Here is a 21,950-nt window from a genome sequence, read left to right as displayed (position 1 = left end):
CATTCCCGATTGATCACCCTGATAAACTACTTGCCTGCTAAGGAGGTAGGTTATGTTAGGTTGGGTGATTACCTGCCATGACGATCGTGCACAGGATATGCTTGATCGCCTGGAGAGAAAAAATGGTCCGCTGGCGCAATGCCGGGCGGTCAATTTTTGGCGCGGTCTGAGCTCAAACATGCTGAGCCGCATGATGTGTGATGCCCTCCATGCCACCGATTCCGGTGAAGGCGTGATATTTTTAACCGACATTTCCGGCGCGGCGCCTTATCGTGTAGCGTCGCTGATGAGCCATAAACATCCTCAATGTGAAGTTATTTCAGGCATTAGCTATTCATTGATAGAGGAAATGATTCCTTTGCGAGAGTCGATGAGCAGTTCAGCATTTCGTGACCAGATTGTCGCGCTTGGCGCGCCGGATGTCACCAGTCTCTGGCATCAGCAGCAGAAAAATCCGCCTTTTGTATTGCTGCATGATTTGTATGAGTTTTGATCAATACCATTGACGACGCTTTTGCTACAATAACGGCGTTTTTTCGCCTCGGTTATGATATATGGTTATGCGTGTTGTTCTTATCTTGCTGTTCTTTTTCGCCGGTAATGTGTTGGCTGCCTTGCCCGCTCGTTATATGCAAACGACGAAAGATGCCGCCATCTGGTCGCAGATTGGCGACAAAATGGTGACCGTAGGGAATATCCGCGCCGGACAAATTCTTTCCGTAACGCCTGTTGCGGTTGATTATTATGCCTTTAAATTTGGCTTCGGTGTGGGGTTTATCGATAAAGGCCATCTGGGACCCGTGCAGGGAAAACAAAAAGTGGAAGATGGGCTGGGCGATCTTAACAAGCCGCTCAGCAATCAGAATCTGGTGACCTGGAAGGACACGCCGGTGTATAACGCGCCGGACATCAGTAGCGCCCCGTTTGGCGTATTGGTGGATAATTTGCGTTACCCCATTATTAGCAAGCTGAAAGGCCGGCTACATCAAACCTGGAATCAGATCCGTATTGGCGACAGGCTGGCTTATGTCAACGCCATGGATGCGCAGGAAGACAACGGCATTCCGATTTTGACCTATCATCACATTTTACGTGATGAAGAGAATACCCGTTTTCGCCATACCTCCACCACGACTTCGGTTCGGGCATTCAGCAACCAAATGACCTGGCTTCGCGATCGCGGCTATGCCACGTTGACGATGTACCAACTGGAGGATTACATCTATAACCGCGCTAATTTCCCGGCGCGCGCGGTGGCTATCACCTTTGATGATGGCCTTAAATCGGTGAGTCGCTATGCATATCCGGTATTAAAGCAGTACGATATGAAAGCGACGGCATTTATTATCTCATCGCGTATTAAGCGCCATCCGCAAAAATGGAATCCCAGGTCGCTGCAATTTATGAGCGTGTCCGAATTGCGCAAGATAAGCGATGTTTTTGATTTTCAGTCGCATACCCATTTTTTACACCGGGTAGACGGGCATCGCCGCCCGATTTTATATAGCCGCAGTTACCATAATATTCTGTTTGATTTTGAACGTTCGCGGCGGGCGCTCACACAGTTTACTCCGCACGTATTTTATCTTTCTTATCCCTTTGGCGGCTATAACGCGACCGCGATCAAAGCAGCAAAAGACGCCGGTTTCCATCTGGCGGTCACCACGGTGAGAGGGAAGGTGAAGCCGGGAGATAATCCGATGCTGCTCAAAAGGCTGTATATTTTACGCACGGATTCGCTGGAAACGATGTCGCGGCTGATAGTCAATCAGCCGCAGGGGTAAGGACTATCAGGCAACCTGAACCGGAATGGCTTTCGCGGTGCGCTTCATTTCGTTGTCGCCTTCAAAGTAGGCCACTTTCGGACGCCATGTACGCGCTTCTTCATCAGACATGGTGACGAAGCTGGCGATAATCACAATGTCGCCAACTTCAGCGCAGTGCGCCGCCGCACCGTTCACCGAGATGATTCTGGAGCCGCGTTCAGCCGCAATCGCATAGGTTGAGAAACGTTTCCCATTGGTCACGTTCCAGATATCAATCGCTTCGTTTTCCAGAATACCGGAGGCATCAAGGAAATCCTGGTCAATGGCGCAGGAGCCTTCGTAGTGCAGGTCCGCCTGCGTGACTTTTACGCGGTGGAGCTTGCCTTGCAGCATGGTGCGAATCATAACTTCTATACCCTGTCGTTTATCTTGGCTAAGCAGGCGCTTGTAGCCTGCTTTGGAAATTCTCAGGCAGTATTGCCCGATTTTTAACCCCTGTCTACTGGGCTAATGTAACGCTTTGATTATCGATCAGACGCGCCTGTCCCAGCCAGGCGGCAGCCAGAATCACTGCGCGTTTGCTGGTTTCCGTCAGCTCCAGCAGCGTGTCGGCATCACGGATTTGAATGTCGTCGGCACGGAAGCCTTTTTCATTCAGTTCCTGCTCGGCAATGGCAATAATCTCTTGCAGCTCACGATTACCCGCAATCAGTTTTTCAGCGATGCTATTCATCACGTTGTATAGACCCGGCGCAATTTTGCGCTGCTCTGCAGTCAGATAAGCGTTACGTGAGCTGAGCGCCAGACCGTCTTTAGCGCGAATAATCGGCACACCGACGATCTCAATGTCATAACCCATATCCGCCACCATTTTGCGGATCAGCGCCAGCTGCTGGAAATCTTTCTCGCCAAAGCAGGCGATATCCGGCTGGATAAGGTTGAACAGCTTGCTGACGATGGTCGAGACGCCGCGGAAGTGGCCCGGACGGCTGGTGCCTTCCAGCATGGTAGAGAGGCCGGGAACGTCAACGTATGTCTGTCCTTCCAGCCCCTGAGGGTAGATTTCCTCAACGGCTGGGGCAAAGACATAATCGACTTTGCGTTTGTTCAGCTTTTCACAATCTTCCTGCAACGTGCGCGGATAGCGCACCAGATCGTCCGGCCGATCAAATTGCATCGGGTTGACGAAAATGCTGACGATGACCACATCGGCCCGGGCTTTTGCCTCATCGACCAGCTTCATATGGCCGTCGTGCAGGTTGCCCATAGTGGGAACCAGTGCGACGCGTTTGCCTTCCTGACGCAGACGGCGAATATGCTGGCGCAGCAGCGGCAGGGTTTCAATGATTAACACAACAAGACTCCTTGAGTTGCTTGATGATCCAGCCCGATGGCGCTGCGCTTATCAGGCCTACATCCGTTGAGGATCTGTAGGCCGGATAAGACGCGTCGCGTCGCTATCCGGCACGGTCAGAAAAATTAGTGAAAGCTGTGTTCTTCGCCCGGATAAACGCCGGACTCCACTTCTGCCATATACTGCCGTACGGCGGCGCGCATGTCGCCCGCCTCGGCAAGGAAATTTTTCGCGAATTTTGGAATATGACCGCCGGTGATGCCAAACGCATCGTGCATCACCAGGATCTGACCGTCGGTGACGTTGCCCGCGCCGATGCCGATCACCGGAATCGACAGCGCTTCCGTGACGCGCTTCGCCAGTTCAACCGGCACGCACTCCAGCACCAGCAGTTGAGCGCCCGCTGCTTCTAAGGCCAGCGCATCATCCAGCAGTATCTGCCCGGCATCGCCGCGGCCCTGAATTTTATAGCCGCCGAAGATATTCACCGACTGGGGAGTTAATCCCAGATGGCCACACACCGGCACGGCGCGTTCGGTGAGCATTTTCACCGTATCAACCAACCATGCGCCGCCTTCGATTTTGACCATGTTGGCCCCCGCACGCATCACGATAGCCGCGTTTTCAAACGCCTGTTCCGGCGTGGCGTAAGCCATAAACGGCAGGTCGGAGAGCAGCAGGCAGTTCGGCGCGCCGCGGCGTACCGCGCGGGTGTGGTAGGCGATATCTTCCACGGTGACAGGCAGGGTGGAGTCGTGCCCCTGAATTGTCATGCCCAGCGAGTCGCCAACCAGCATCACATTGATGCCTTCATCGGCGAAGAGTTTGGCGAAGCTGTAATCGTACGCGGTAATGGTGGCGAAGCGCTTTTTCTCTTGTTTGCATTTCTGCAGCACAGCGATAGTAGTGGGTTTGCTCATAACCTCTCCGGCCATAATATTGATGAATAGAATGGCCGCATTGTAGGGGAAGAGAACCGCAAGCGTTAGCCTTTTCTGGGCAAATTGCGTTGCGGTTCGTTATAGGATTTTACGGATAGGTGATTGAAAATTGAGCGGTGGCTTTGAAATCACCTGGATTGATTGTTGGATTGTCACCATCGGGCTTTAAGGTTGCCTGGAAATACAACGATTTTGTCGCGCTTCCTACCGGGCTGCCGTCTCCGGTGTTATTGGTGGTATCTTTATAAATTGAGCTTGAGTCGTTAGGTTTGAGTACCATCTGGGCGCTCGAACTACTTTTCAAACCTTCAATTAAAACGCCAATGCCGCTGGCTTTCGTGTTGCTGGTTGAATTGTTGGTTAGTAGCGAGGTGTTTTTCGTCCCGACATTATTACTGGCCAATTTAACTTCAATATTATTGATGTACTGGCAGGAGGAGAGATTGATCTGGAACTTGGTCGGCGACAGCCCTTCCATAATCTGCTTTGGATAAAAGCTACCCAGCTTAACCGTTGATCCCGAAACATTGGTGCCGCTAATGGTGCTGGCCGAGCAGGTTGGCCAGACGGCCTTAAGTCCTGTGGCGGCGAGGTTAAACTTCATTTTATAGTTTGATAATCCGCTGCCCGGGTTATCAATGTAGAAATCGGAGTCGCCGTTTTTAGACAGCGTAAAGCTTTGAAGCTGGGCTTCCGTCGGCGCGAAGTCAGAGTCGACATAGGCATAGATTTTCAGGCCATACATTAATTTGCCAAGGTTGCTATAAACATTTGTTCTGGAGCAGGCTGACGGAAATTCCGTGAACTCGCTGGTGATCGGCGTTGAGGTCTTATCAAACCAGAAGGTGCTTGAGGTCATATTCTCTGCTGGCTGAAGGAAGGTCATCTCAATGGTGAAATAAAAACCGGGAATTGAGGTTTTATACAGCGGATGTCCATTATAGCTTTTGCCAGCAGAGATATAATTATGGGTCAGTTGAAGGTAGGTGTGGTTGCCGCTGCCGTTACAGAACATCTCCATAACGTACTGGATGCCGGACCAGTTAAAAACGGTAATCTGGCGCAGCGCCGTTTCCTTATGAATCGCGATGGTCTGCCCAAAATTGTGGCTGTTATCAGTGAATACCGAATCCCCGCTTGGGCCATCATGTTCACTGGAGGCGTAGTCGCCAACGGCCAGGGTAGTATTTATGGCATAACAGTTGGACATGATAGCCATCATCAGGAAAAAGGCGGCAAACCATGTTGTGTTTTTTAAAAGCATATTAACGATATCCTTTCGTTTAATAAAATCTCCTGATTATTCATAGGAGACATTCACCAGTACACGGCTGCTAAGTTCACCGGTCGTCACTTTTTCGGCACTGCGTATTTTTTGCATTCTGGAGTAAAAGGTCCAGACGGTGTCGCTGTAGGTGCTGGCAGCAAAAGTCGCCCGCGATGAACCATCCGTATTAAGCACGTTGGTGCGTGGTGAATCGGTGGTGAAAATCACCACGCCGACATTGTCTACGCCACCAGCATCGGTAGCGATGTCATTAGGAAAAACTTGTTGATTCTCAGGTGAGAACTGCCCGTTTAGTGGTGCGAAATTAAAGGTGACATTGGTTATTTTACCATCACTGATCGGGCAAGAAATAAGCTTAATGGTGAACTCTTTCCCCCCCTCATAATCGGTTTCCGCGGTAATGCCATCGGCAAAATAGGCGGGCGCTATGGTGGCGAAGTTTACCGTTCCATTGCCATCTATCTTTATCTGGCAGGTGTCCTTCTGCACGCTGGCGGTGAAATTCACATTGGTATCGGCGTACAGCGTCGCGCTAAACAGGGCTGTTGCCAGCCCTGAAAATAACGTGGCGAGCGTGGGTTCGCGCAAACGTCTCATTGGTATCACCATTACTGGTAAGTGATGGTGAAGGTGGTGGGCGAGTAGAAATCTCCCGCTGTCATATTTTGAAGCGTACCGCCGCTTTGAGCGACCATCATAGCGCTTAAAGGAAAATCAACAGGCGTTGTTACACTTGCACCAGATAAATCCACGGTTTGTTCTGGTTTCGACCAGCAGTGAAGTTTTACCGCGCCAGTGCCTCCAGGGGTTTCTGTCGTCCATACTTCCATGGCGACCATTGCTGCCTTTGTTGTTGAAGTCGAGGCATTTGCGAATTGCCCATCAGTGCCGCTGCTCCCCGGGCATGCTACATTATTTGGGGCTAGTCTGAACTTAGCTTTTTTATCTTTGAGACCGACACAATCACTGAACCGTAACTTGAAAAGTTTTATTTTACTTTTTGCATATACTTCAGAAATGTAAACGTTGCCAAAAGCGATAGTATCGGTAATGGTATCACCTTCAACCACGGATGCAGAACACGTACCCGCAGTGATATTGGCGTTCACGGTCAGGTCCAGACTGTTGGTTCCATCGGCATATGTCATCGTTGATATGCCAGCTCCCGTGGCAATCAGCGAGCTAAAAATCACGACGCGCAATATTTGCTTTTTCATTATCATCGTCCTTGTTATTGATAAGTGAAGTTAAACGTAGCGGTTGAGCTGAAAGCACCTGTGGTACCCGCGCCGTCGGTCAGTTCACGCAGCGCGACCGTCATTTCCACTTCGTTTGCTGCGCGCTCGTCGGAAGTCCAGCTAAATGAGCCTGAGCCGGGCGTGAAATAGGTTTCATCGGTAGTGCTTTTGCGCTTAAAGCCCATGCCAACATTGGTGGCAGCGCCGCTTGCCGCTGATTGGTTTTTGATAAAATTGCCGCTGGCATCTGTGGAGCTGGCAAGCGTGGTGGTGATTTTGGTCAGAGCGGCACTGCAATCCTTCGCGACAAACTTAAAGTTTTTCTGCGATTCCGCTGATTTTTTTATAATTTTATCCAACCCGACATCGCCGACGTTCAGCGTATAGCCGCTGGTGGCATCACCCGATAAGTTCGAGCCATCTAACGCCGCAATTGACATGCTGCAGGTCGTGGCTAACACGGTGGCGGTAAAGTCGACGTTGATATTTTCCGCCTGACTGGTAAGCGGAAATATCACGGCGAGCACAGAGGCTGCTAAAAGGTATTTATTCCTTTTCATTGTCTATTCCATTTGATTTAAGGTTATTAACACGACAGGTTATGTGGTCTAACAGTAAGGTCTGGCTGGACCCTACCGTTTGTTGCGTTGCCGGCAACGCAAAGGTTGCTAAACAAGTTGCTGGCTGGTTTTCTTCAAACCAGCGTACTGAGAGTTCGCCTGCATCGCTGATGCCGCGAACAAAAGCCTGACCGCCCTGGCCCATGTTGTCGATCTGCACATCGTTCTCGTAGACTTCTGCGCCAAATGGTAGGGCTTTTCCGTCATTACGGGACATGTTGAGAATGACCGAGCGTCCCTGGTCAGTTTCGAAACTGGCTAAGACTACCGCGCCATCACGCGGTATCAGGGTTGTACTGGTGCTCTTTAGTTCGACATCGTTTTCCAGCGTGTCGATATCAATATTGACCTGGTTTTCTCTGTAGGCGGAAAGCGAGTTCGTCGCGCCGTAGCCCCAGCGATCGATGGTGCTGTTGCCGCCATTGATGCGCGCGCCTTTCGCGCCAGGGGCTTTTACCAGCACGATGGCATCGCTATTACCGAAGTTATCGTTAGTGAACGTCACTCCACCGCCATGCAGGACAAAGTCTCCGGTTGTGGCGAGCGAATATTGTCGGCTGCTGTCATTATTGGCAGAGGCTGAAGCAGTAACATCTCCCCAGGGGGACTGATAGCTGGCGTAGCCGCTGACATCGGTGATGTTCTTTTCATTTTTCTGCATGGTGTAGCCGGTGTTAACGCTGTAGTTCAGCGTGTGGTCTTCACTGCTGCCGTTGCTGTTCATGCTCAACTGGTACCCGCCGTCAAAATCAGTGCGCATTTGCGCCGTCAGTGAGCTGAAACCCGACTTACGGCGACCGCCGCCCAGCAGATTCTCCAGCGGAACGTTGAAGTTGATATAGAGCGAATCATCTTTTTCGCCATCTTCATCCCAGGATCTCTGGAGGTTGATACTGAGGCTGCCCCACGAAAAACCTCTTCCGTAACCGAGGCTATAGTCGGTACGGCTTTCATTGGTAGCCCAGTAGTCGGTCCAGGAGCCTGAGAGGAAAAAGGAACCGTAGTCGACTTCCTTAAACCTCAACGGTTGGTTTATGCTGACCGTGACCTGGTTTTTCATGCGCGAATAGTTAAGCATGGTGTTGCGATCGTCCGCGTCTTTATGTTTCGCGTCATCAATCAGCTGTAGCGCATCATTCAGGCCCAGGTAGTCCTGCGTTGAATAACGATATGCCGCTACGTTAAAGGAGGTTGCCGTCGGTTCAATCAGCTTGTTCCACGTCAGTCGGTAGCTCTGGCCCTTATAGGTTTTATCCTCAGGGATCTCTGTACGAGACTGAGTGACATCAAGTGCAAATGCGCCAAGAGGGGTGTTGAGGCCGACACCCAGCAACCCGGCAAGATAGTTATTATCTGTTCCCTGAACACCTGTATAGAGGGTCAAAAAGTTATTAAGGCCGTAGTAATATGAACCTTGCGCCATATAGGGCTTGTCATGAAGCTCATCGTCATTCACTTCACCGGCGCTGAAATCCCAACGTCCGACGCCCGGGCGCTGCATCTGCATAACCGAGGAGAATGGCTGGCTAAAGGTGCGTTTACTGCCGTCGGCCTCCTCAACGGTGACGATGAGGTCGCTACCGTAGCCGGAAGGACTGATGTCGCTGATTTCAAAGGGGCCTGGCGGTACCGTGGACTCATAAATTTTGTAGCCGCCCTGGGTTATGCTGACCTTGGCGTTACTGTTTGCTACGCCGCGAATAATCGGCGCATAGTTGGCAAGCTGCGAAGGTAGCATTCGGTTGTCGCTATACAGACGAGCCCCGCGAATGCTTACGGAGTCAAATGTTTCGCCCGTGGTATAGGTTTCACCGACAACAAGTTGAGAGCGCATTGAAGGCAGATCGCGCTGCAAGTAGCGATTCTGATAGTCAAAGGAGCTTCCTGAGTCTTTCGTCCAGTTATAGTTGCCGTTGGCGCGAAAACGCCATGCGCCGAGGTTAATACCGGTGTTAAACGCCGCATACATACTGTCATTATCGGCGCTGCCATTGGTGCTGTGATAGCCGTTAGCCGAGTAGGACAGAAGCGCTGCCGGAATACCATCTTCCCACAGCGAAGGCTCAACATAGCCGTCATAACCTTCAATGAGCCACGCCTGAGGTACGGTAATATCCAGACGCTGTTCGCCCATATCAAAATTGACCTCTGAATGCGCGATGGCGACGGGAAGGTTCAGACAATCTTGATCTTCTTCCTCCCCTTTTTTCAGAATTTGATTGGTCGCATTGATTTCTGGCTGTTTGATATGCAACTGCGCCAGATTTTTTTGTGTCAGGCAGGCTTCTGCACTGACCTTGCCGATATCGATAAAGGGTATGGACAGGCTTGATACGGGGTTTTCGTTGACAAAAACTTTCACGCTATACGTTCCGACAGGCGTTGGGTTGCCGTCGGAGTATTTGCTGATATCGATTGTGGAGGCGCTACTCCCCATTAAAAAGGAACTGTCGTATTCAACGCTTTCAGCGGAAATACTGCTCTGGCTATAAAATAGCGCACAGCAAACTGCGAGCATCGTTTTCTTCGGCATGGCCTTGGAATGTGGAAAGTTTTACACCGATTTCTTCATCCTGATTCTTGGTTAATCCGTTACAGCGATACGGAACCTTCAATCAAACCGCCAAAATCATTAATGGCGTGATACTCCAGTTTTCCGGCGCTAGCGCCTGACAAGCCTTTCACGGTGAAGGATGATTTACTGAAAGGCGCAACCATGGTGGCTTCAACGTCATAACGTTTACCGCCTGCAGTGTAGGTAGCGTCATTAAATGAGACGAAATACGGAGTTGAGTTATCAGCACGTAGTACCGCGTAGCCTTGTTCGCTCGCTATTTGCCACTTCAGTTGTTTTGCCGCTTCAGCAGGCTGGCCTTTTAGTCCTGTTGGGCGATAGAACAGTTTGATACGGGTACGAAAAGCCAGTTGCAGTAAGCTTTTATTCTCTTCTTTGCTGGTATCCGCTTTTGGCGGTACTTCCAGTACGTTAAACCAGAAGACGCTTTCCCGGTCTTTCGGCAGCGCGCTGGCCTGGGTATACATAATTTTTACCGATTGCCCACGTTTAGGCTCAACGCGTGAAACCGGGGGGGTAGAAACGAAAGGCGCTTTAATACTCCCGGGATCGTCGTTATCGTTACCCAGGTCTATCCAGTTTTGGACTAATAATGGGCGGGTACCCTTATTTTCCAGTCGTATACTGACGTCTTTTTTATTTTCGTCATAAACGATTCTGGTGCCCGAGATAATAATATCCGCATAGCTAAAGGTACTAAATACAGCACTGGCTAATACGATGGCGGTCAGGCTTTTTTTTACATACAACATAAGCGTTCCTTGCCTGTAGAAGATAATGAAATCAACTTTGAATTTAATTAAATTGAATGAACCCCCGGAATCGTTGAAATAATTCCTGGACCCCGAAGGTTATATGAGATCAATAACTGATAAGCACGCTAACTCAAGGAAAGGTACGAGTACTTATTAGTGATAACCGTATGTCCTGTTACTGGTAAGTAAAGGTATACATTGCGTTCGTGGTTACATGACCGGTAGTCACTTCTTTAGAAGCATCGGCACGAACGTAAGACGCCATAAAGTTATAGGTTGCAACTTTGTTTTTGAAGGACGCTTCATGAATTTCAGCGCCATCGATTTTAACCTGAGTTTTGGTATCGGCATCATGGATGGCGATATTCACGTTTTCAGCCCCAGTTTCACCAGCCACGGACAGTGTGGTGTCATTGTCAAGAGTGCCGGTAGTGTTAGAGAATGACGAATCCATTACCAGAGAAGCCTTAGTGGCATCAGTTACATCAGCCGCGCCTGAGCAATCCAGGATGATAGAGAACGGAGCCGGAAGCGCGCCGTATGCGTTAGCAGCAACGCCTTCAGTGATATCGCCTGGGGCTGCTGTAGTCAGATATACGTCACCATCAGTCGCTTGATTACCGCGTGAAGAGGAAACTACTTTAGAACAGGTTGTTGCGCTCACTAAACCGTGGAATTCGATCTGGCCGCCTTCAACTGCCATTGCGGAAGTAGAACCCATAGCCATAACCATTGCGGCAGCTAAAATCGCTTTTTTCATTGCTGTATCCTTACAGGATTGAAATGTTAATAAATTAAATATCTATTAATTTATATTAAATAGCAGGGCTTGGATTTTAGCGTTTGAGGATAATTTTTGTATAATATTTATTATTTATTATTTATTGTTTTTTGCGATGAATTACCTCTGATTATATTTAAGGATATTCTGACATTTTATTCATTGTGTTATTAATAGTGTTATTCATGGTGTGTATGTTTAATTGCATTAAGCGGCTGTTTTTTAAACGGATAGCTGAAATATATGGTTTGTTACTATGTTATATAATATACGACTGGTTCCATGATTATTTCTAACAAGAGTATTTAATTTATCTAATTATACGGAATAACAGCATAGAAACTATTTGTTGAATTGATAATAGGGGTATTTCTTACCAACGATCGGGACAGGGAGACATTTGGGACATCAGCTCGATCAGCAGACCTTTATCGTCGGGAAACACCAGCTCCGGAGCGATTTCGAATAACGGCCACAGCATAAAACCGCGGTTTTTCATGTCGTAGTGCGGCACGGTCAGACGGTCGGTGTTAATGACTTCATCGCCAAACAGCATAATGTCGAGATCCAGCGTGCGCGGCCCCCAGCGTTCGGCCTTGCGCACCCGGCCCTGTTGCAGCTCAATGCGCTGGGTATGGTTAAGCAATTCTTCGGGGGCGAGAGCGGTATCCAGCGCCACCGCAGCGTTCAGGTAATCGGGCTGATCCTGTGGGCCAAGCGGCGGCGTGCGGTAAAACGAAGAAACCGCGACGATACGGCTATCGGGAATGTCGGCGATAGCCTTCAGGGCGGCATTGACCTGCTCCAGCGGAGAGGCCAGATTACTGCCAAGCGCGATATACGCGATCGTCATACGGTGCCCTCGCGGCGCGGCGCGCGTTTGCGCGGACGTGAACGACGGCGGCGTGGAGCAGGATCGTCGTCCAGCTCGTTGAGCATCCCTTTTTGTTCCGGCGGCGCGGAAGCCTGAAACTCGGCCCACCACTGCGCCAGACGTTGCAGTTCAGTATTATTTTCCACTTGGGCGCGCAGCTCCAGCAAATCAAACGCGGCGCGGAATTTGGGATGTTCCATCAGCTTCCAGGCGCGTTTGCCCTGGCGTCGCGACATGCGTAACTGAAGCTGCCAAATATCACGGGTAAGCGTGGTAAGGCGTTTCGGGATCGCCAGTGAACGGCAGGCTTCATCCAGCACGTCATTCATGGCCAGCGCGAAAGCATCGTAATAGGCAAGGCCGCTCTCCTGAGCGATTTTTTGCGCCATCTCCAGCAGCGGATACCAGAACATGGCGGCAAACAAAAATGCCGGGTTAACGCGCATCTCGTTACGGATGCGGTTATCCGTATTCTTCAACACCTGCGCAATGATGCGTTCCATTGCGCTGTCGCCGTTTTCGGTGAAATAACGCGTAATGGTAGGAAACAACGGCTGGAAGAGGTGGTATTCCCGCAGTTGTTGATAGGTTTCAAAACCGTTCCCCGCCTGCAACAGCTTCAGCGATTCTTCGAACAGGCGCGCGGGAGGAATGTCGTTTAGCAAGGTTGCCAGACGCGGGATTGGCTCAGCCGTTTCAGGGCTGATACGCATATTGAGCTTCGCAGCGAAACGCACGGCGCGCAGCATTCGAACCGGATCTTCGCGGTAGCGCGTTTCCGGATTGCCGATCAGGCGAATCACGCCTTCTTGCAGATCCTGCATCCCGCCGACGTAATCGCGCACGGTAAAATCCGCCACGCTGTAGTAAAGGCTGTTGATGGTGAAATCGCGGCGCTGGGCATCTTCTTCGATAGAGCCGAAGATGTTGTCGCGCAGCAGCATACCGTTTTGCCCACGCTGGGAGGTCGTACGGTCGCTTTCACTGCCTTCATTATGACCACGAAACGTTGCCACTTCGATAATTTCCGGGCCAAACATCACGTGAGCCAGGCGGAAACGACGCCCCACCAGACGGCAATTGCGGAATAATTTCCGTACCTGATCCGGTGTTGCGTTGGTGGTCACATCGAAATCCTTCGGCTTTTTACCGAGCAGGAGATCGCGGACGCCGCCGCCGACCAGGTAGGCTTCATAGCCCGCTTTGTTCAGCCTGTACAGTACCTTGAGGGCATTTTCACTGATATCTTTGCGGGAGATAGCGTGCTGTTCACGCGGGATAATCGTCATATGTGGACGGGCGACGGCTTGTTCTGCCTCGCTCTCCTCGCGGCTTAACACCTTACGGCAAAAATTAGCGACTCGGGTAAAAATAGCGCACCTCGGTAGTGTCATACATTAATAAGATCAACTTACTCTATGTCTTTCGCATTACGGCAGACGGGCGTAAGAGAGCAACGCGACCTGGGCTGTAAGCATCATTAACGCCGCAGCAATGCGAAAGACGATGAGCAAAAATAGCGGCTAATCATAGCTCAGCGAGACGCATTTGAGAATGCCGGATTTACATTAGCCGATGTGGGTACGGCTGTAAGCCTCCAGTGCGCCACCGCAAAGCGCAGCAACTCCTCAACAGACATCTCCTGCCACGCTACGACGTCGCGTTGGCCTAAAAAGCGCAATGCCTGGACCAGTACCGGGCGCGGATCGCCTGTCGCAAGCGCAGGGGCATGATTTTGCTTGGAAAGTTTAGCGCCTTGTTCGTTGAGCGCCAGCGGAAGGTGCACGTAACCTGGCGCACGCCAGCCAAACTGTTTATACAGCGAAAGTTGTCGGACAGTAGGTTCGATTAAATCTGCGCCGCGGACGATCTCCGTCACCCCCTGAAAATGATCGTCGACCACCACGGCCAGGTTATAAGCAAACAGTCCGTCGCGGCGGTGGATAATAAAATCTTCGCTAGCCAGCTGTGGGTCAGCCTGGATGTCGCCGCGCAAGGCATCATGGAAATGCATCACTGGATGCTGCTGTTTAATTCTGACGGCGGCATTCTCCGGCCCGTGGCATAACGTCCGGCAATGGCCATCGTAAATACCGCCCAGACGTTGAATGCGCGAGCGGGGGCAAGTGCAGTAGTAGCTCAGTCCCTGCTCGTGAAGCCAGGCCAGCGCCTCGCGATAAGCCTCATGACGCTGTGATTGCCATAAGACCTCGCCATCCCAGTGCAGGCCGTAATGTTCCAGCTGGCGCAGAATGGTCGCTGCGGCACCGGGAACTTCACGTGGGGGGTCGATATCCTCTATGCGAACGCGCCAAACTCCGCGTTGCGCACGGGCTTGTAGATAGCTGCCGAGGGCGGCGATTAACGAGCCGAAATGCAGTTCGCCGGATGGCGACGGCGCGAAACGGCCAATATAGTGTGAGTCAGTCATGCTGCGGGCAATAAAGAATAAGGCGGGAAAACTCCCGCCTGTCATAAATAGGGTAGAAACGAACGGGATTAACCCGCCATCTGTTTTTCGCGAATTTCAGCCAGCGTTTTGCAGTCGATGCACAGATCGGCTGTTGGACGCGCTTCCAGGCGGCGGATACCAATCTCCACTCCGCAGGACTCGCAATAACCGAAGTCTTCATCTTCCACTTTCTTCAGCGTTTTCTCGATCTTTTTGATCAGTTTGCGCTCACGGTCACGATTACGTAACTCCAGGCTAAACTCCTCTTCCTGCGCGGCGCGATCGACCGGATCGGGGAAGTTGGCGGCTTCGTCCTGCATGTGCGTCACAGTGCGATCGACTTCATCCCGGAGTTGATTACGCCATGCTTCAAGAATACGCTTGAAGTGCGATAGCTGGGCTTCGTTCATATACTCTTCGCCCGGTTTCTCCTGGTACGGCTCCACCCCAGCGATGGCGAGAATACTCAGGGACGATGTTTTACGGTTTTGCCCTTCTTGCATGTTGCTTCTCCTTAACACGCACTATCGATCCCCATGTTCGGGGGAAAATCAGGTCGCTATAAATAGCAGATGCTTTTCCGGATAGCAATTATCTAAACGTAACACTTGACAACCCTGTGAGGAAAAGCGTATTTACGCACGCGGCCAGAATACTTAATAATCAGGCTGTTATTCCACTACAACGTTATGGGCACTGGTTCGTTCAGTTCCATTTTTGTGGCTGAAAGTTCTGCTTTATAAGCTAAAACTTCCACGCCTTTATTCTGAGCCTCGCTCAATAGCTGCGCGTATTTTATATCGATATGACGTGCGGGGGAAAAACGTGTAATGGCGGAGTGCAGCACAGCGAACACCACCACCGCGCGATGACCTGCCGCCGCAACGCCCATCAACTCCCGAAGATGTTTTTGCCCTCGTTCGGTGATGGCGTCGGGAAAATAACCGTTTTCTTTTTCCGCTAACGTGACCGATTTCACTTCAATATAGCAGTCCGGGCGGAAATCTGCCTGTAACATAAAATCTATACGGCTGCGCTCGGCGCCATATTTGACTTCACTATTCAGAATATTGTACCCCGCCAGCGCCGGCAGGCGATTCTCCTGAATCGCTTCTTTCGTTAGCTGGTTCGCCCGCAGCGTATTCACGCAAATGAATGCGCCGGATTGCGTTTCAGTCAATTCCCAGGTATGCGGATATTTGCGTTTAGTATTTTCTGATGTCGAATACCAGACGGTATCGCCAGGCGTGGCGCAGCCAGTCATCGCGCCGGTATTAGGACAGTGCAGCGTAAGCGTCGTACCGTCAGGGGTGATGACATCAGCTAAAAAACGTTTATAGCGCTGAATCAACGTAGCGCGTTGTAAAGGGGGTGAGAATAGCATCGACATTCCTTGATTATTATTCGCCCAGCGTCCAGCGCTGCAGCTCGGCATAGCGGGTACGGCCTTGCCCATACGAAGAGGCGTAAAGCGCAAACGATGTGACCGGAAATGACCAGCAAAAGCCCGGCGGCGGGATAGCCACCGTATGGCTGGCGTCGCGCAGCAGCGTAATATGCGGGTGAAAAGGCTGCGGGCTTTGGTAACAACCGCTGCGGGCGGCCTGCGCGCGCAGCATATTAGCCAACTGCAACAACCCGCGCGGCGGCTGGCGCATTCCCAGCCACACAACGCGCGAACGCAACCACTGACCGGCGTCATCTAGATGTAGCGTAAAGCCCGGTTGGCGAATTCGTCCGGCCAGTTGCGCAAGCGCGCGCTGCTTATCGTTACTGACGTCGCCTAAAAAGGCCAGCGTCAGGTGTAGGTTCGCCGCTGCCACGGGGCGTCCGTCTTCAGACGCAAAATGGGCGGCGCGCCAGGCGATAATTTGCGCGCGCGCGTCGTCGGGTAAGTCAATAGCAAAAAACAGCCGTTTTGGCTCAGACATAGGGATACTCGGTTATGGATTAACACGATGCTACAATGCGGCGCAAAGAAAGTTAACCCCGTGGAGCCGTTTGTGACGTCATTGCCCGTTGCCGCCGTATTGCCTGAATTGTTGACAGCCCTAAAAACCGCGCCGCAGGTTTTGTTGTCCGCGCCTACCGGGGCGGGGAAATCCACCTGGCTGCCGTTGCAACTCCTGCAACAGGGGCCGGTTGCTGGAAAAATTCTCCTGCTTGAACCGCGTCGTCTGGCGGCGCGTAATGTCGCCCAGCGTCTGGCGGAAGCGTTGAATGAAAAGCCTGGCGAAACGGTAGGTTACCGGATGCGCGCGCAAAGCTGCGTGGGGCCGCGTACCCGGCTGGAAGTGGTGACCGAAGGCGTATTGACCAGAATGATTCAGCGCGATCCCGAATTACGCGGCGTGGGGCTGGTGATACTGGATGAATTTCATGAGCGCAGTTTACAGGCGGATTTAGCGTTGGCGCTGTTGCTGGATATCCAGCAAGGGCTCCGTGACGATCTCAGGCTGTTAATCATGTCTGCGACGCTGGATAACGACAGGCTTTGTCAGCGACTGCCTGATGCGCCGACGATCGTCTCGGAGGGGCGCGCGTTTCCCGTGGAGCGACGTTATCAGCCGCTTGCGGCGCATTTGCGTTTTGATGAAGCCGTCGCGATGGCGACAGCGGAACTGCTGCGCAATGAAAACGGTTCGCTGCTGCTATTTTTACCCGGCGTAGGCGAAATACAGCGCGTTCATGAACATCTGGCGTCGCGGGTAGGGAGCGATGTCCTGCTTTGTCCGCTGTATGGCGCATTGTCTCTGGAAGCGCAACGCAAAGCGATTGTTCCCGCACCCGCCGGGATGCGTAAAGTGGTATTGGCGACTAACATTGCCGAAACCAGTTTGACGATTGAAGGGATTCGTCTGGTCGTCGATAGCGCTCAGGAGCGCGTGGCGCGATTCGACGCGCGAACGGGACTGACGCGGCTGGTTACGCAGCGTATCAGTCAGGCGTCAATGACGCAGCGCGCGGGGCGCGCCGGACGACTGGCGCCGGGTATCTGTTTACATCTGCTGGCAAAAGAACAGGCGGAGCGGGCGGCGGCGCAAAGCGATCCGGAAATCTTACACAGCGACCTCTCCGGTTTGTTGATGGAGGTGTTGCAGTGGGGATGTCACGATCCGGCCTCGCTTTTCTGGCTGGACAGGCCGCCGGAGGTGAATCTTCAGGCCGCCCGCCGTTTATTATTGATGTTAGGCGCGCTGGAGGGCGAGCGATTAAGCGCGCGGGGGCGGAAAATGGCGGCAACAGGTAACGATCCGCGCCTGGCGGCGATGTTAGTCAACGCCGACGAGGGCGACAGCGCCGCCACTGCCGCCATGCTCGCGGCCATCCTTGAGGACCCGCCGCGAGGCGGCGGTACGGATTTAAGCGTGCTATTTTCGCGGCGACAGCCGGGCTGGCAGCAGCGTAGCCAGCAGCTTTTAAAACGGCTGCAGGTGCGTAATGGCGAGCCGGATAGCGCGCTTATTATGCCGCTGTTGGCCAGAGCGTTTAGCGACCGCATCGCGCGGCGTCGCGGTCAGGAAGGGCGCTATCAGTTAGCCAATGGTATGGGCGCGATGTTAGATGCGGATGACGCGTTGGGACGTCATGAATGGCTGATCGCGCCGCTGTTACTGCAAGGTAGCGCCTCGCCGGACGCCCGAATATTGTTGGCGCAGCCGCTGGATATTGCCTCGCTGATTCAGGCGTGTCCTGATTTACTGCGCCAGTCCGACACGGTTGAATGGGACGAGGCGCAGGGAACGTTGAAAGCATGGCGCAGAATGCGTATTGGACAGTTGACGGTTAGCGTTCAGCCACTGGCGAAGCCGTCTGAAGAGGAGCTTCATCAGGCGATGCTGAACGGCATCCGCGATAAAGGTCTGTCCGTCCTTAACTGGACGCCGGAAGCGGAGCAGTTCCGTCTGCGTCTGCACTGTGCGGCGAAATGGCTGCCGGAATATGACTGGCCTGCCGTGGATGAGGCGTCGCTGCTGGCGACTCTGGAAAATTGGTTGCTGCCGCACATGACAGGCGTACAGTCGTTACGGAGTCTGAAATCTCTGAATGTGACTCAGGCGTTACGGGGACTGCTTGACTATGCCATGCTGCAACGTCTGGATAGTGAACTGCCTGGGCATTACACTGTGCCGACGGGAAGCCGAATAACGATTCGTTATCATGAAGATAACCCGCCCGCGCTGGCGGTCAGAATGCAGGAAATGTTCGGCGAGGCAAGTACGCCGACACTTGCGCAGGGGCGAGTGCCGCTGGTGCTGGAACTGCTTTCGCCAGCGCAGCGACCGCTACAGATTACGCGCGATTTAAGCGCTTTCTGGCAGGGGGCGTATCGCGAAGTGCAAAAAGAGATGAAGGGGCGTTACCCCAAACATGTCTGGCCGGACGATCCGGCGAATACGGCTCCAACGCGGCGCACGAAGAAGTATTCGTGACGTGTTATACGTTGCCTCCAGGCCGGATAAGGCGTTAATCGCCATCCGGCAAAAAGGTAAATTGAGAGATTTCTTCTTCTGTCGTCTGGCGGAAGAATAGAGAATCGGGCCTTTGCGCCTGTATGTTGCGGAGAAAAAGCATGGCGGGGAATGACCGCGAGCCGATTGGACGTAAGGGGAAACCGTCACGTCCTGTGAAACAAAAGGTGAGCCGTCGTCGGCAGCATGACGACGATTATGATGATGACTATGAGGATGAAGAACCGATGCCGCGTAAAGGTAAGGGCAAAGGGCGTAAGCCTCGTGGCAAGCGCGGCTGGCTGTGGCTATTGCTAAAACTGTTTATCGTTTTTGTGGTGCTGTTCGCCATTTACGGCGTCTATCTGGATCAAAAAATCCGCAGCCGTATTGATGGCAAGGTCTGGCAGCTTCCGGCGGCGGTATATGGCCGGATGGTGAACCTTGAGCCAGACATGCCTGTCAGCAAAAACGAGATGGTGAAATTGCTGGAAGCGACGCAGTATCGTCTGGTGACGAAGATGACCCGTCCCGGCGAATTTACCGTGCAGGCCAATAGCATTGAGATGATCCGTCGTCCGTTTGACTTCCCGGACAGCAAAGAAGGGCAGGTGCGCGCGCGGCTGACGTTCAGTGACGGGCGTCTGGAAACCATCGTCAATCTGGATAACAACCGCCAGTTTGGCTTCTTCCGCCTCGATCCGCGGCTTATCACCATGCTTTCTTCGCCAAATGGCGAGCAGCGTTTATTCGTCCCGCGCAGCGGTTTCCCGGATCTGCTGGTCGATACGCTGTTGGCGACGGAAGACCGTCGTTTCTATGAGCATGATGGCATTAGTCTTTACTCTATCGGGCGTGCGGTGCTGGCCAACCTGACGGCGGGACGCACGGTGCAGGGGGCCAGTACGCTGACCCAGCAGCTGGTGAAGAACCTGTTCCTCTCCAGCGAAAGATCATACTGGCGTAAAGCGAATGAAGCCTACATGGCGCTGATCATGGATGCCCGTTACAGTAAAGATCGTATTCTTGAGCTGTACATGAACGAGGTCTACCTCGGTCAAAGCGGGGATAATGAAATTCGCGGTTTTCCGCTGGCGAGCCTGTATTACTTTGGTCGTCCGGTAGAGGAACTGAGCCTCGATCAGCAGGCGTTACTGGTGGGGATGGTAAAAGGGGCGTCGATTTATAACCCGTGGCGTAACCCGAAACTGGCGCTGGAGCGTCGTAACCTAGTGTTACGCCTGTTACAGCAGCAGAAAATCATCGATCAGGAACTCTATGACATGCTGAGCGCGCGTCCGCTTGGCGTACAGCCGCGCGGCGGCGTTATTTCACCGCAGCCAGCGTTTATGCAGATGGTTCGTCAGGAACTGCAGGCGAAGCTGGGGGATAAAATTAAAGATCTCTCCGGCGTGAAGATCTTCACCACCTTTGACTCCGTGGCGCAGGATGCCGCAGAAAAAGCCGTTGTCGAAGGCATTCCGGCGTTGAAGAAGCAGCGTAAATTGAGCGATCTGGAAACTGCGATGGTGGTAGTGGATCGCTTTAGCGGCGAGGTACGCGCGATGGTTGGCGGGGCGGAGCCGCAGTATGCTGGCTATAACCGTGCCATGCAGGCACGCCGTTCCATCGGGTCGCTGGCGAAACCGGCGACCTATCTGACCGCGTTAAGTCAGCCGAACTTATACCGTCTGAACACCTGGATTGCCGATGCGCCGATTTCTCTGCGCCAGCCGAATGGTCAGGTCTGGTCGCCGGAGAACGACGATCGTCGCTACAGCGAAAGCGGGAAAGTGATGCTGGTGGATGCGTTAACTCGTTCAATGAACGTACCGACGGTCAATCTGGGGATGGCGTTAGGTTTACCGGCGGTAACCGATACCTGGACGAAGCTCGGCGTGCCGAAAGATCAGCTCAATCCGGTTCCGGCGATGCTGTTAGGGGCGCTGAACCTGACGCCGATCGAAGTGGCGCAAGCGTTCCAGACTATCGCCAGCGGCGGAAATCGCGCGCCGTTATCAGCGCTGCGTTCGGTTATTGCGGAAGATGGTAAAGTGCTGTACCAAAGTTATCCGCAAGCTGAACGCGCCGTACCGGCACAGGCGGCTTACCTGACGCTCTGGACAATGCAGCAGGTCGTCCAGCGTGGTACGGGGCGTCAGCTTGGCGCGAAATATCCGGGTCTGCATCTGGTGGGTAAAACCGGGACGACAAACAACAATGTCGATACCTGGTTTGCCGGTATCGACGGCAGCCAGGTGACTATCACCTGGGTAGGCCGTGATAACAACCAGCCAACGAAATTGTACGGTGCCAGCGGCGCGATGGCGATTTACCAGCGCTATCTGGCGAACCAGACGCCGACGCCTTTAGTTCTGACGCCGCCGGAAGATGTGGTGGATATGGGCGTTGATTACGACGGTAATTTTGTCTGTAACGGCGGTATGCGCACTCTGCCGGTCTGGACGGACGATCCAAATACGCTGTGCCAGCAGGGCGAGATGATGCAGCAGCAACAGCAGCCGTCAGGCAATCCGTTCGATCAGTCGTCTCAGCCGCAGCAGCCTGCGCAGCAACAGCCGCCGAAAGAAGAGAAGAGCGACGGCGTTGCCGGCTGGATTAAGGAGATGTTTGGCGGCAATTAATCACGGTAATAGTGCCGGGTGGCGCTGTGCTTACTCGGTCCACACCGTTACGACCCCATTATGTGCGACGTAGGCCGAATAAGACGCTTACATCGCCATCCGGCAAATCCTCCATAAATAACATTTCAGTCTAATTTATTAACCCTTCCTTTTCATCTGGTTGTTTCTTAACCCCTTAGTTTTCGTAGGGCCGCGTATCGCTTGCCATTG

Annotated in this window: 20 protein-coding genes; 4 read left to right on the top strand and 16 right to left on the bottom strand. The window is 52.6% G+C overall.

From position 1 onward, the window contains the following. The first annotated feature begins 52 nt into the window (after positions 1–52). Positions 53–493, top strand: a complete 441-nt coding sequence (locus tag AAYN39_RS03680) for a PTS sugar transporter subunit IIA (protein ID WP_000901966.1) — start codon at positions 53–55, stop codon at positions 491–493. Positions 494–554: 61 nt separating this feature from the next. Next, positions 555–1,784: a polysaccharide deacetylase family protein gene (locus AAYN39_RS03675; RefSeq protein ID WP_000245324.1), complete on the top strand. Its 1,230-nt coding sequence runs from the start codon at positions 555–557 to the stop codon at positions 1,782–1,784. 6 nt (positions 1,785–1,790) lie between these two features. On the opposite strand, the gene panD is transcribed toward AAYN39_RS03675, so the two are convergent. The 16 genes from panD to thpR form a co-directional block, all read right to left on the bottom strand. Then, on the bottom strand, positions 1,791–2,171 hold the full coding sequence (panD, locus tag AAYN39_RS03670) for an aspartate 1-decarboxylase (protein ID WP_000621526.1): 381 nt from the start codon (positions 2,169–2,171) through the stop codon (positions 1,791–1,793). Positions 2,172–2,265: 94 nt separating this feature from the next. Beyond that, on the bottom strand, positions 2,266–3,120 hold the full coding sequence (panC, locus tag AAYN39_RS03665; RefSeq protein ID WP_000905353.1) for a pantoate--beta-alanine ligase: 855 nt from the start codon (positions 3,118–3,120) through the stop codon (positions 2,266–2,268). 125 nt (positions 3,121–3,245) lie between these two features. Further along, the gene (gene panB / locus AAYN39_RS03660) at positions 3,246–4,040 is read right to left on the bottom strand and encodes a 3-methyl-2-oxobutanoate hydroxymethyltransferase (protein WP_000043003.1); all 795 of its coding nucleotides are present in this window, start codon (positions 4,038–4,040) and stop codon (positions 3,246–3,248) included. Positions 4,041–4,149: 109 nt separating this feature from the next. Beyond that, positions 4,150–5,325, bottom strand: coding sequence for a fimbrial-like adhesin (locus tag AAYN39_RS03655; protein ID WP_000924983.1), 1,176 nt, complete (start codon positions 5,323–5,325; stop codon positions 4,150–4,152). A 36-nt stretch (positions 5,326–5,361) separates the two neighbouring features. Next, the gene (locus AAYN39_RS03650; RefSeq protein WP_001253683.1) at positions 5,362–5,946 is read right to left on the bottom strand and encodes a fimbrial-like protein; all 585 of its coding nucleotides are present in this window, start codon (positions 5,944–5,946) and stop codon (positions 5,362–5,364) included. Positions 5,947–5,957: 11 nt separating this feature from the next. Beyond that, entirely contained in the window at positions 5,958–6,566 is a 609-nt protein-coding gene (staE, locus tag AAYN39_RS03645) for a fimbrial protein StaE (RefSeq protein ID WP_000744142.1), read from the bottom strand. Between the two features lie 14 nt (positions 6,567–6,580). After that, positions 6,581–7,147 (bottom strand): fimbrial protein, encoded by a 567-nt coding sequence (locus tag AAYN39_RS03640; RefSeq protein WP_000827925.1) that lies wholly within the window; start codon positions 7,145–7,147, stop codon positions 6,581–6,583. Further along, complete coding sequence (locus tag AAYN39_RS03635) at positions 7,134–9,740, bottom strand: outer membrane usher protein (protein WP_001125008.1); 2,607 nt, start codon at positions 9,738–9,740, stop codon at positions 7,134–7,136. Before AAYN39_RS03635 ends, AAYN39_RS03640 begins: the two co-directional genes overlap by 14 nt. A gap of 59 nt (positions 9,741–9,799) precedes the next feature. Next, positions 9,800–10,534, bottom strand: coding sequence for a fimbrial chaperone (locus AAYN39_RS03630; protein ID WP_000967611.1), 735 nt, complete (start codon positions 10,532–10,534; stop codon positions 9,800–9,802). 178 nt (positions 10,535–10,712) lie between these two features. Beyond that, positions 10,713–11,297 carry a fimbrial protein gene (locus AAYN39_RS03625; RefSeq protein ID WP_000709193.1) on the bottom strand — a complete coding sequence of 195 codons (585 nt, stop codon included), beginning with the start codon at positions 11,295–11,297 and terminating at the stop codon, positions 10,713–10,715. A gap of 394 nt (positions 11,298–11,691) precedes the next feature. Then, positions 11,692–12,171 (bottom strand): 2-amino-4-hydroxy-6-hydroxymethyldihydropteridine diphosphokinase, encoded by a 480-nt coding sequence (gene folK, locus AAYN39_RS03620; protein ID WP_000150775.1) that lies wholly within the window; start codon positions 12,169–12,171, stop codon positions 11,692–11,694. Then, entirely contained in the window at positions 12,168–13,565 is a 1,398-nt protein-coding gene (gene pcnB / locus AAYN39_RS03615) for a polynucleotide adenylyltransferase PcnB (RefSeq protein WP_204100700.1), read from the bottom strand. Before pcnB ends, folK begins: the two co-directional genes overlap by 4 nt. A gap of 161 nt (positions 13,566–13,726) precedes the next feature. Beyond that, complete coding sequence (gluQRS, locus tag AAYN39_RS03610) at positions 13,727–14,623, bottom strand: tRNA glutamyl-Q(34) synthetase GluQRS (RefSeq protein ID WP_001763945.1); 897 nt, start codon at positions 14,621–14,623, stop codon at positions 13,727–13,729. A gap of 68 nt (positions 14,624–14,691) precedes the next feature. Beyond that, complete coding sequence (gene dksA, locus AAYN39_RS03605; protein WP_001155232.1) at positions 14,692–15,147, bottom strand: RNA polymerase-binding protein DksA; 456 nt, start codon at positions 15,145–15,147, stop codon at positions 14,692–14,694. A 176-nt stretch (positions 15,148–15,323) separates the two neighbouring features. Continuing rightward, positions 15,324–16,028 carry a DNA/RNA nuclease SfsA gene (sfsA, locus tag AAYN39_RS03600; RefSeq protein ID WP_000899414.1) on the bottom strand — a complete coding sequence of 235 codons (705 nt, stop codon included), beginning with the start codon at positions 16,026–16,028 and terminating at the stop codon, positions 15,324–15,326. Between the two features lie 16 nt (positions 16,029–16,044). Further along, on the bottom strand, positions 16,045–16,575 hold the full coding sequence (gene thpR / locus AAYN39_RS03595) for an RNA 2',3'-cyclic phosphodiesterase (RefSeq protein ID WP_001294175.1): 531 nt from the start codon (positions 16,573–16,575) through the stop codon (positions 16,045–16,047). A 72-nt stretch (positions 16,576–16,647) separates the two neighbouring features. On the opposite strand from thpR, the gene hrpB reads away from it, so the two are divergent. Both hrpB and mrcB read left to right on the top strand, forming a co-directional pair. Then, positions 16,648–19,077 (top strand): ATP-dependent helicase HrpB, encoded by a 2,430-nt coding sequence (gene hrpB / locus AAYN39_RS03590; RefSeq protein ID WP_024131150.1) that lies wholly within the window; start codon positions 16,648–16,650, stop codon positions 19,075–19,077. Between the two features lie 140 nt (positions 19,078–19,217). After that, positions 19,218–21,740: a bifunctional glycosyl transferase/transpeptidase gene (gene mrcB / locus AAYN39_RS03585; protein WP_000918132.1), complete on the top strand. Its 2,523-nt coding sequence runs from the start codon at positions 19,218–19,220 to the stop codon at positions 21,738–21,740. The last annotated feature ends 210 nt before the right edge of the window (positions 21,741–21,950 follow it).

The sequence above is a fragment of the Salmonella sp. K21076 genome (genome assembly GCF_039650795.1).
Taxonomy (GTDB): Bacteria; Pseudomonadota; Gammaproteobacteria; order Enterobacterales; family Enterobacteriaceae; genus Salmonella; species Salmonella enterica.
The sequence above is the reverse complement of the archived record's forward strand: the minus strand, read 5'-3'. Positions and strand labels throughout refer to the sequence as shown.

What these genes read in the sequence shown, in the direction of transcription:
- AAYN39_RS03680 (WP_000901966.1), top strand. Translation starts at nt 53, where the DNA reads ATGTTAGGTTGGGTGATTACCTGCCATGACGATCGTGCACAGGATATG.
- AAYN39_RS03675 (WP_000245324.1), top strand. Translation starts at nt 555, where the DNA reads ATGGTTATGCGTGTTGTTCTTATCTTGCTGTTCTTTTTCGCCGGTAAT.
- panD (WP_000621526.1), bottom strand. Translation starts at nt 2,171, where the DNA reads ATGATTCGCACCATGCTGCAAGGCAAGCTCCACCGCGTAAAAGTCACG.
- panB (WP_000043003.1), bottom strand. Translation starts at nt 4,040, where the DNA reads ATGAGCAAACCCACTACTATCGCTGTGCTGCAGAAATGCAAACAAGAG.
- AAYN39_RS03655 (WP_000924983.1), bottom strand. Translation starts at nt 5,325, where the DNA reads ATGCTTTTAAAAAACACAACATGGTTTGCCGCCTTTTTCCTGATGATG.
- AAYN39_RS03650 (WP_001253683.1), bottom strand. Translation starts at nt 5,946, where the DNA reads ATGAGACGTTTGCGCGAACCCACGCTCGCCACGTTATTTTCAGGGCTG.
- staE (WP_000744142.1), bottom strand. Translation starts at nt 6,566, where the DNA reads ATGAAAAAGCAAATATTGCGCGTCGTGATTTTTAGCTCGCTGATTGCC.
- AAYN39_RS03640 (WP_000827925.1), bottom strand. Translation starts at nt 7,147, where the DNA reads ATGAAAAGGAATAAATACCTTTTAGCAGCCTCTGTGCTCGCCGTGATA.
- AAYN39_RS03635 (WP_001125008.1), bottom strand. Translation starts at nt 9,740, where the DNA reads ATGCCGAAGAAAACGATGCTCGCAGTTTGCTGTGCGCTATTTTATAGC.
- AAYN39_RS03630 (WP_000967611.1), bottom strand. Translation starts at nt 10,534, where the DNA reads ATGTTGTATGTAAAAAAAAGCCTGACCGCCATCGTATTAGCCAGTGCT.
- AAYN39_RS03625 (WP_000709193.1), bottom strand. Translation starts at nt 11,297, where the DNA reads ATGAAAAAAGCGATTTTAGCTGCCGCAATGGTTATGGCTATGGGTTCT.
- folK (WP_000150775.1), bottom strand. Translation starts at nt 12,171, where the DNA reads ATGACGATCGCGTATATCGCGCTTGGCAGTAATCTGGCCTCTCCGCTG.
- gluQRS (WP_001763945.1), bottom strand. Translation starts at nt 14,623, where the DNA reads ATGACTGACTCACACTATATTGGCCGTTTCGCGCCGTCGCCATCCGGC.
- dksA (WP_001155232.1), bottom strand. Translation starts at nt 15,147, where the DNA reads ATGCAAGAAGGGCAAAACCGTAAAACATCGTCCCTGAGTATTCTCGCC.
- sfsA (WP_000899414.1), bottom strand. Translation starts at nt 16,028, where the DNA reads ATGCTATTCTCACCCCCTTTACAACGCGCTACGTTGATTCAGCGCTAT.
- thpR (WP_001294175.1), bottom strand. Translation starts at nt 16,575, where the DNA reads ATGTCTGAGCCAAAACGGCTGTTTTTTGCTATTGACTTACCCGACGAC.
- mrcB (WP_000918132.1), top strand. Translation starts at nt 19,218, where the DNA reads ATGGCGGGGAATGACCGCGAGCCGATTGGACGTAAGGGGAAACCGTCA.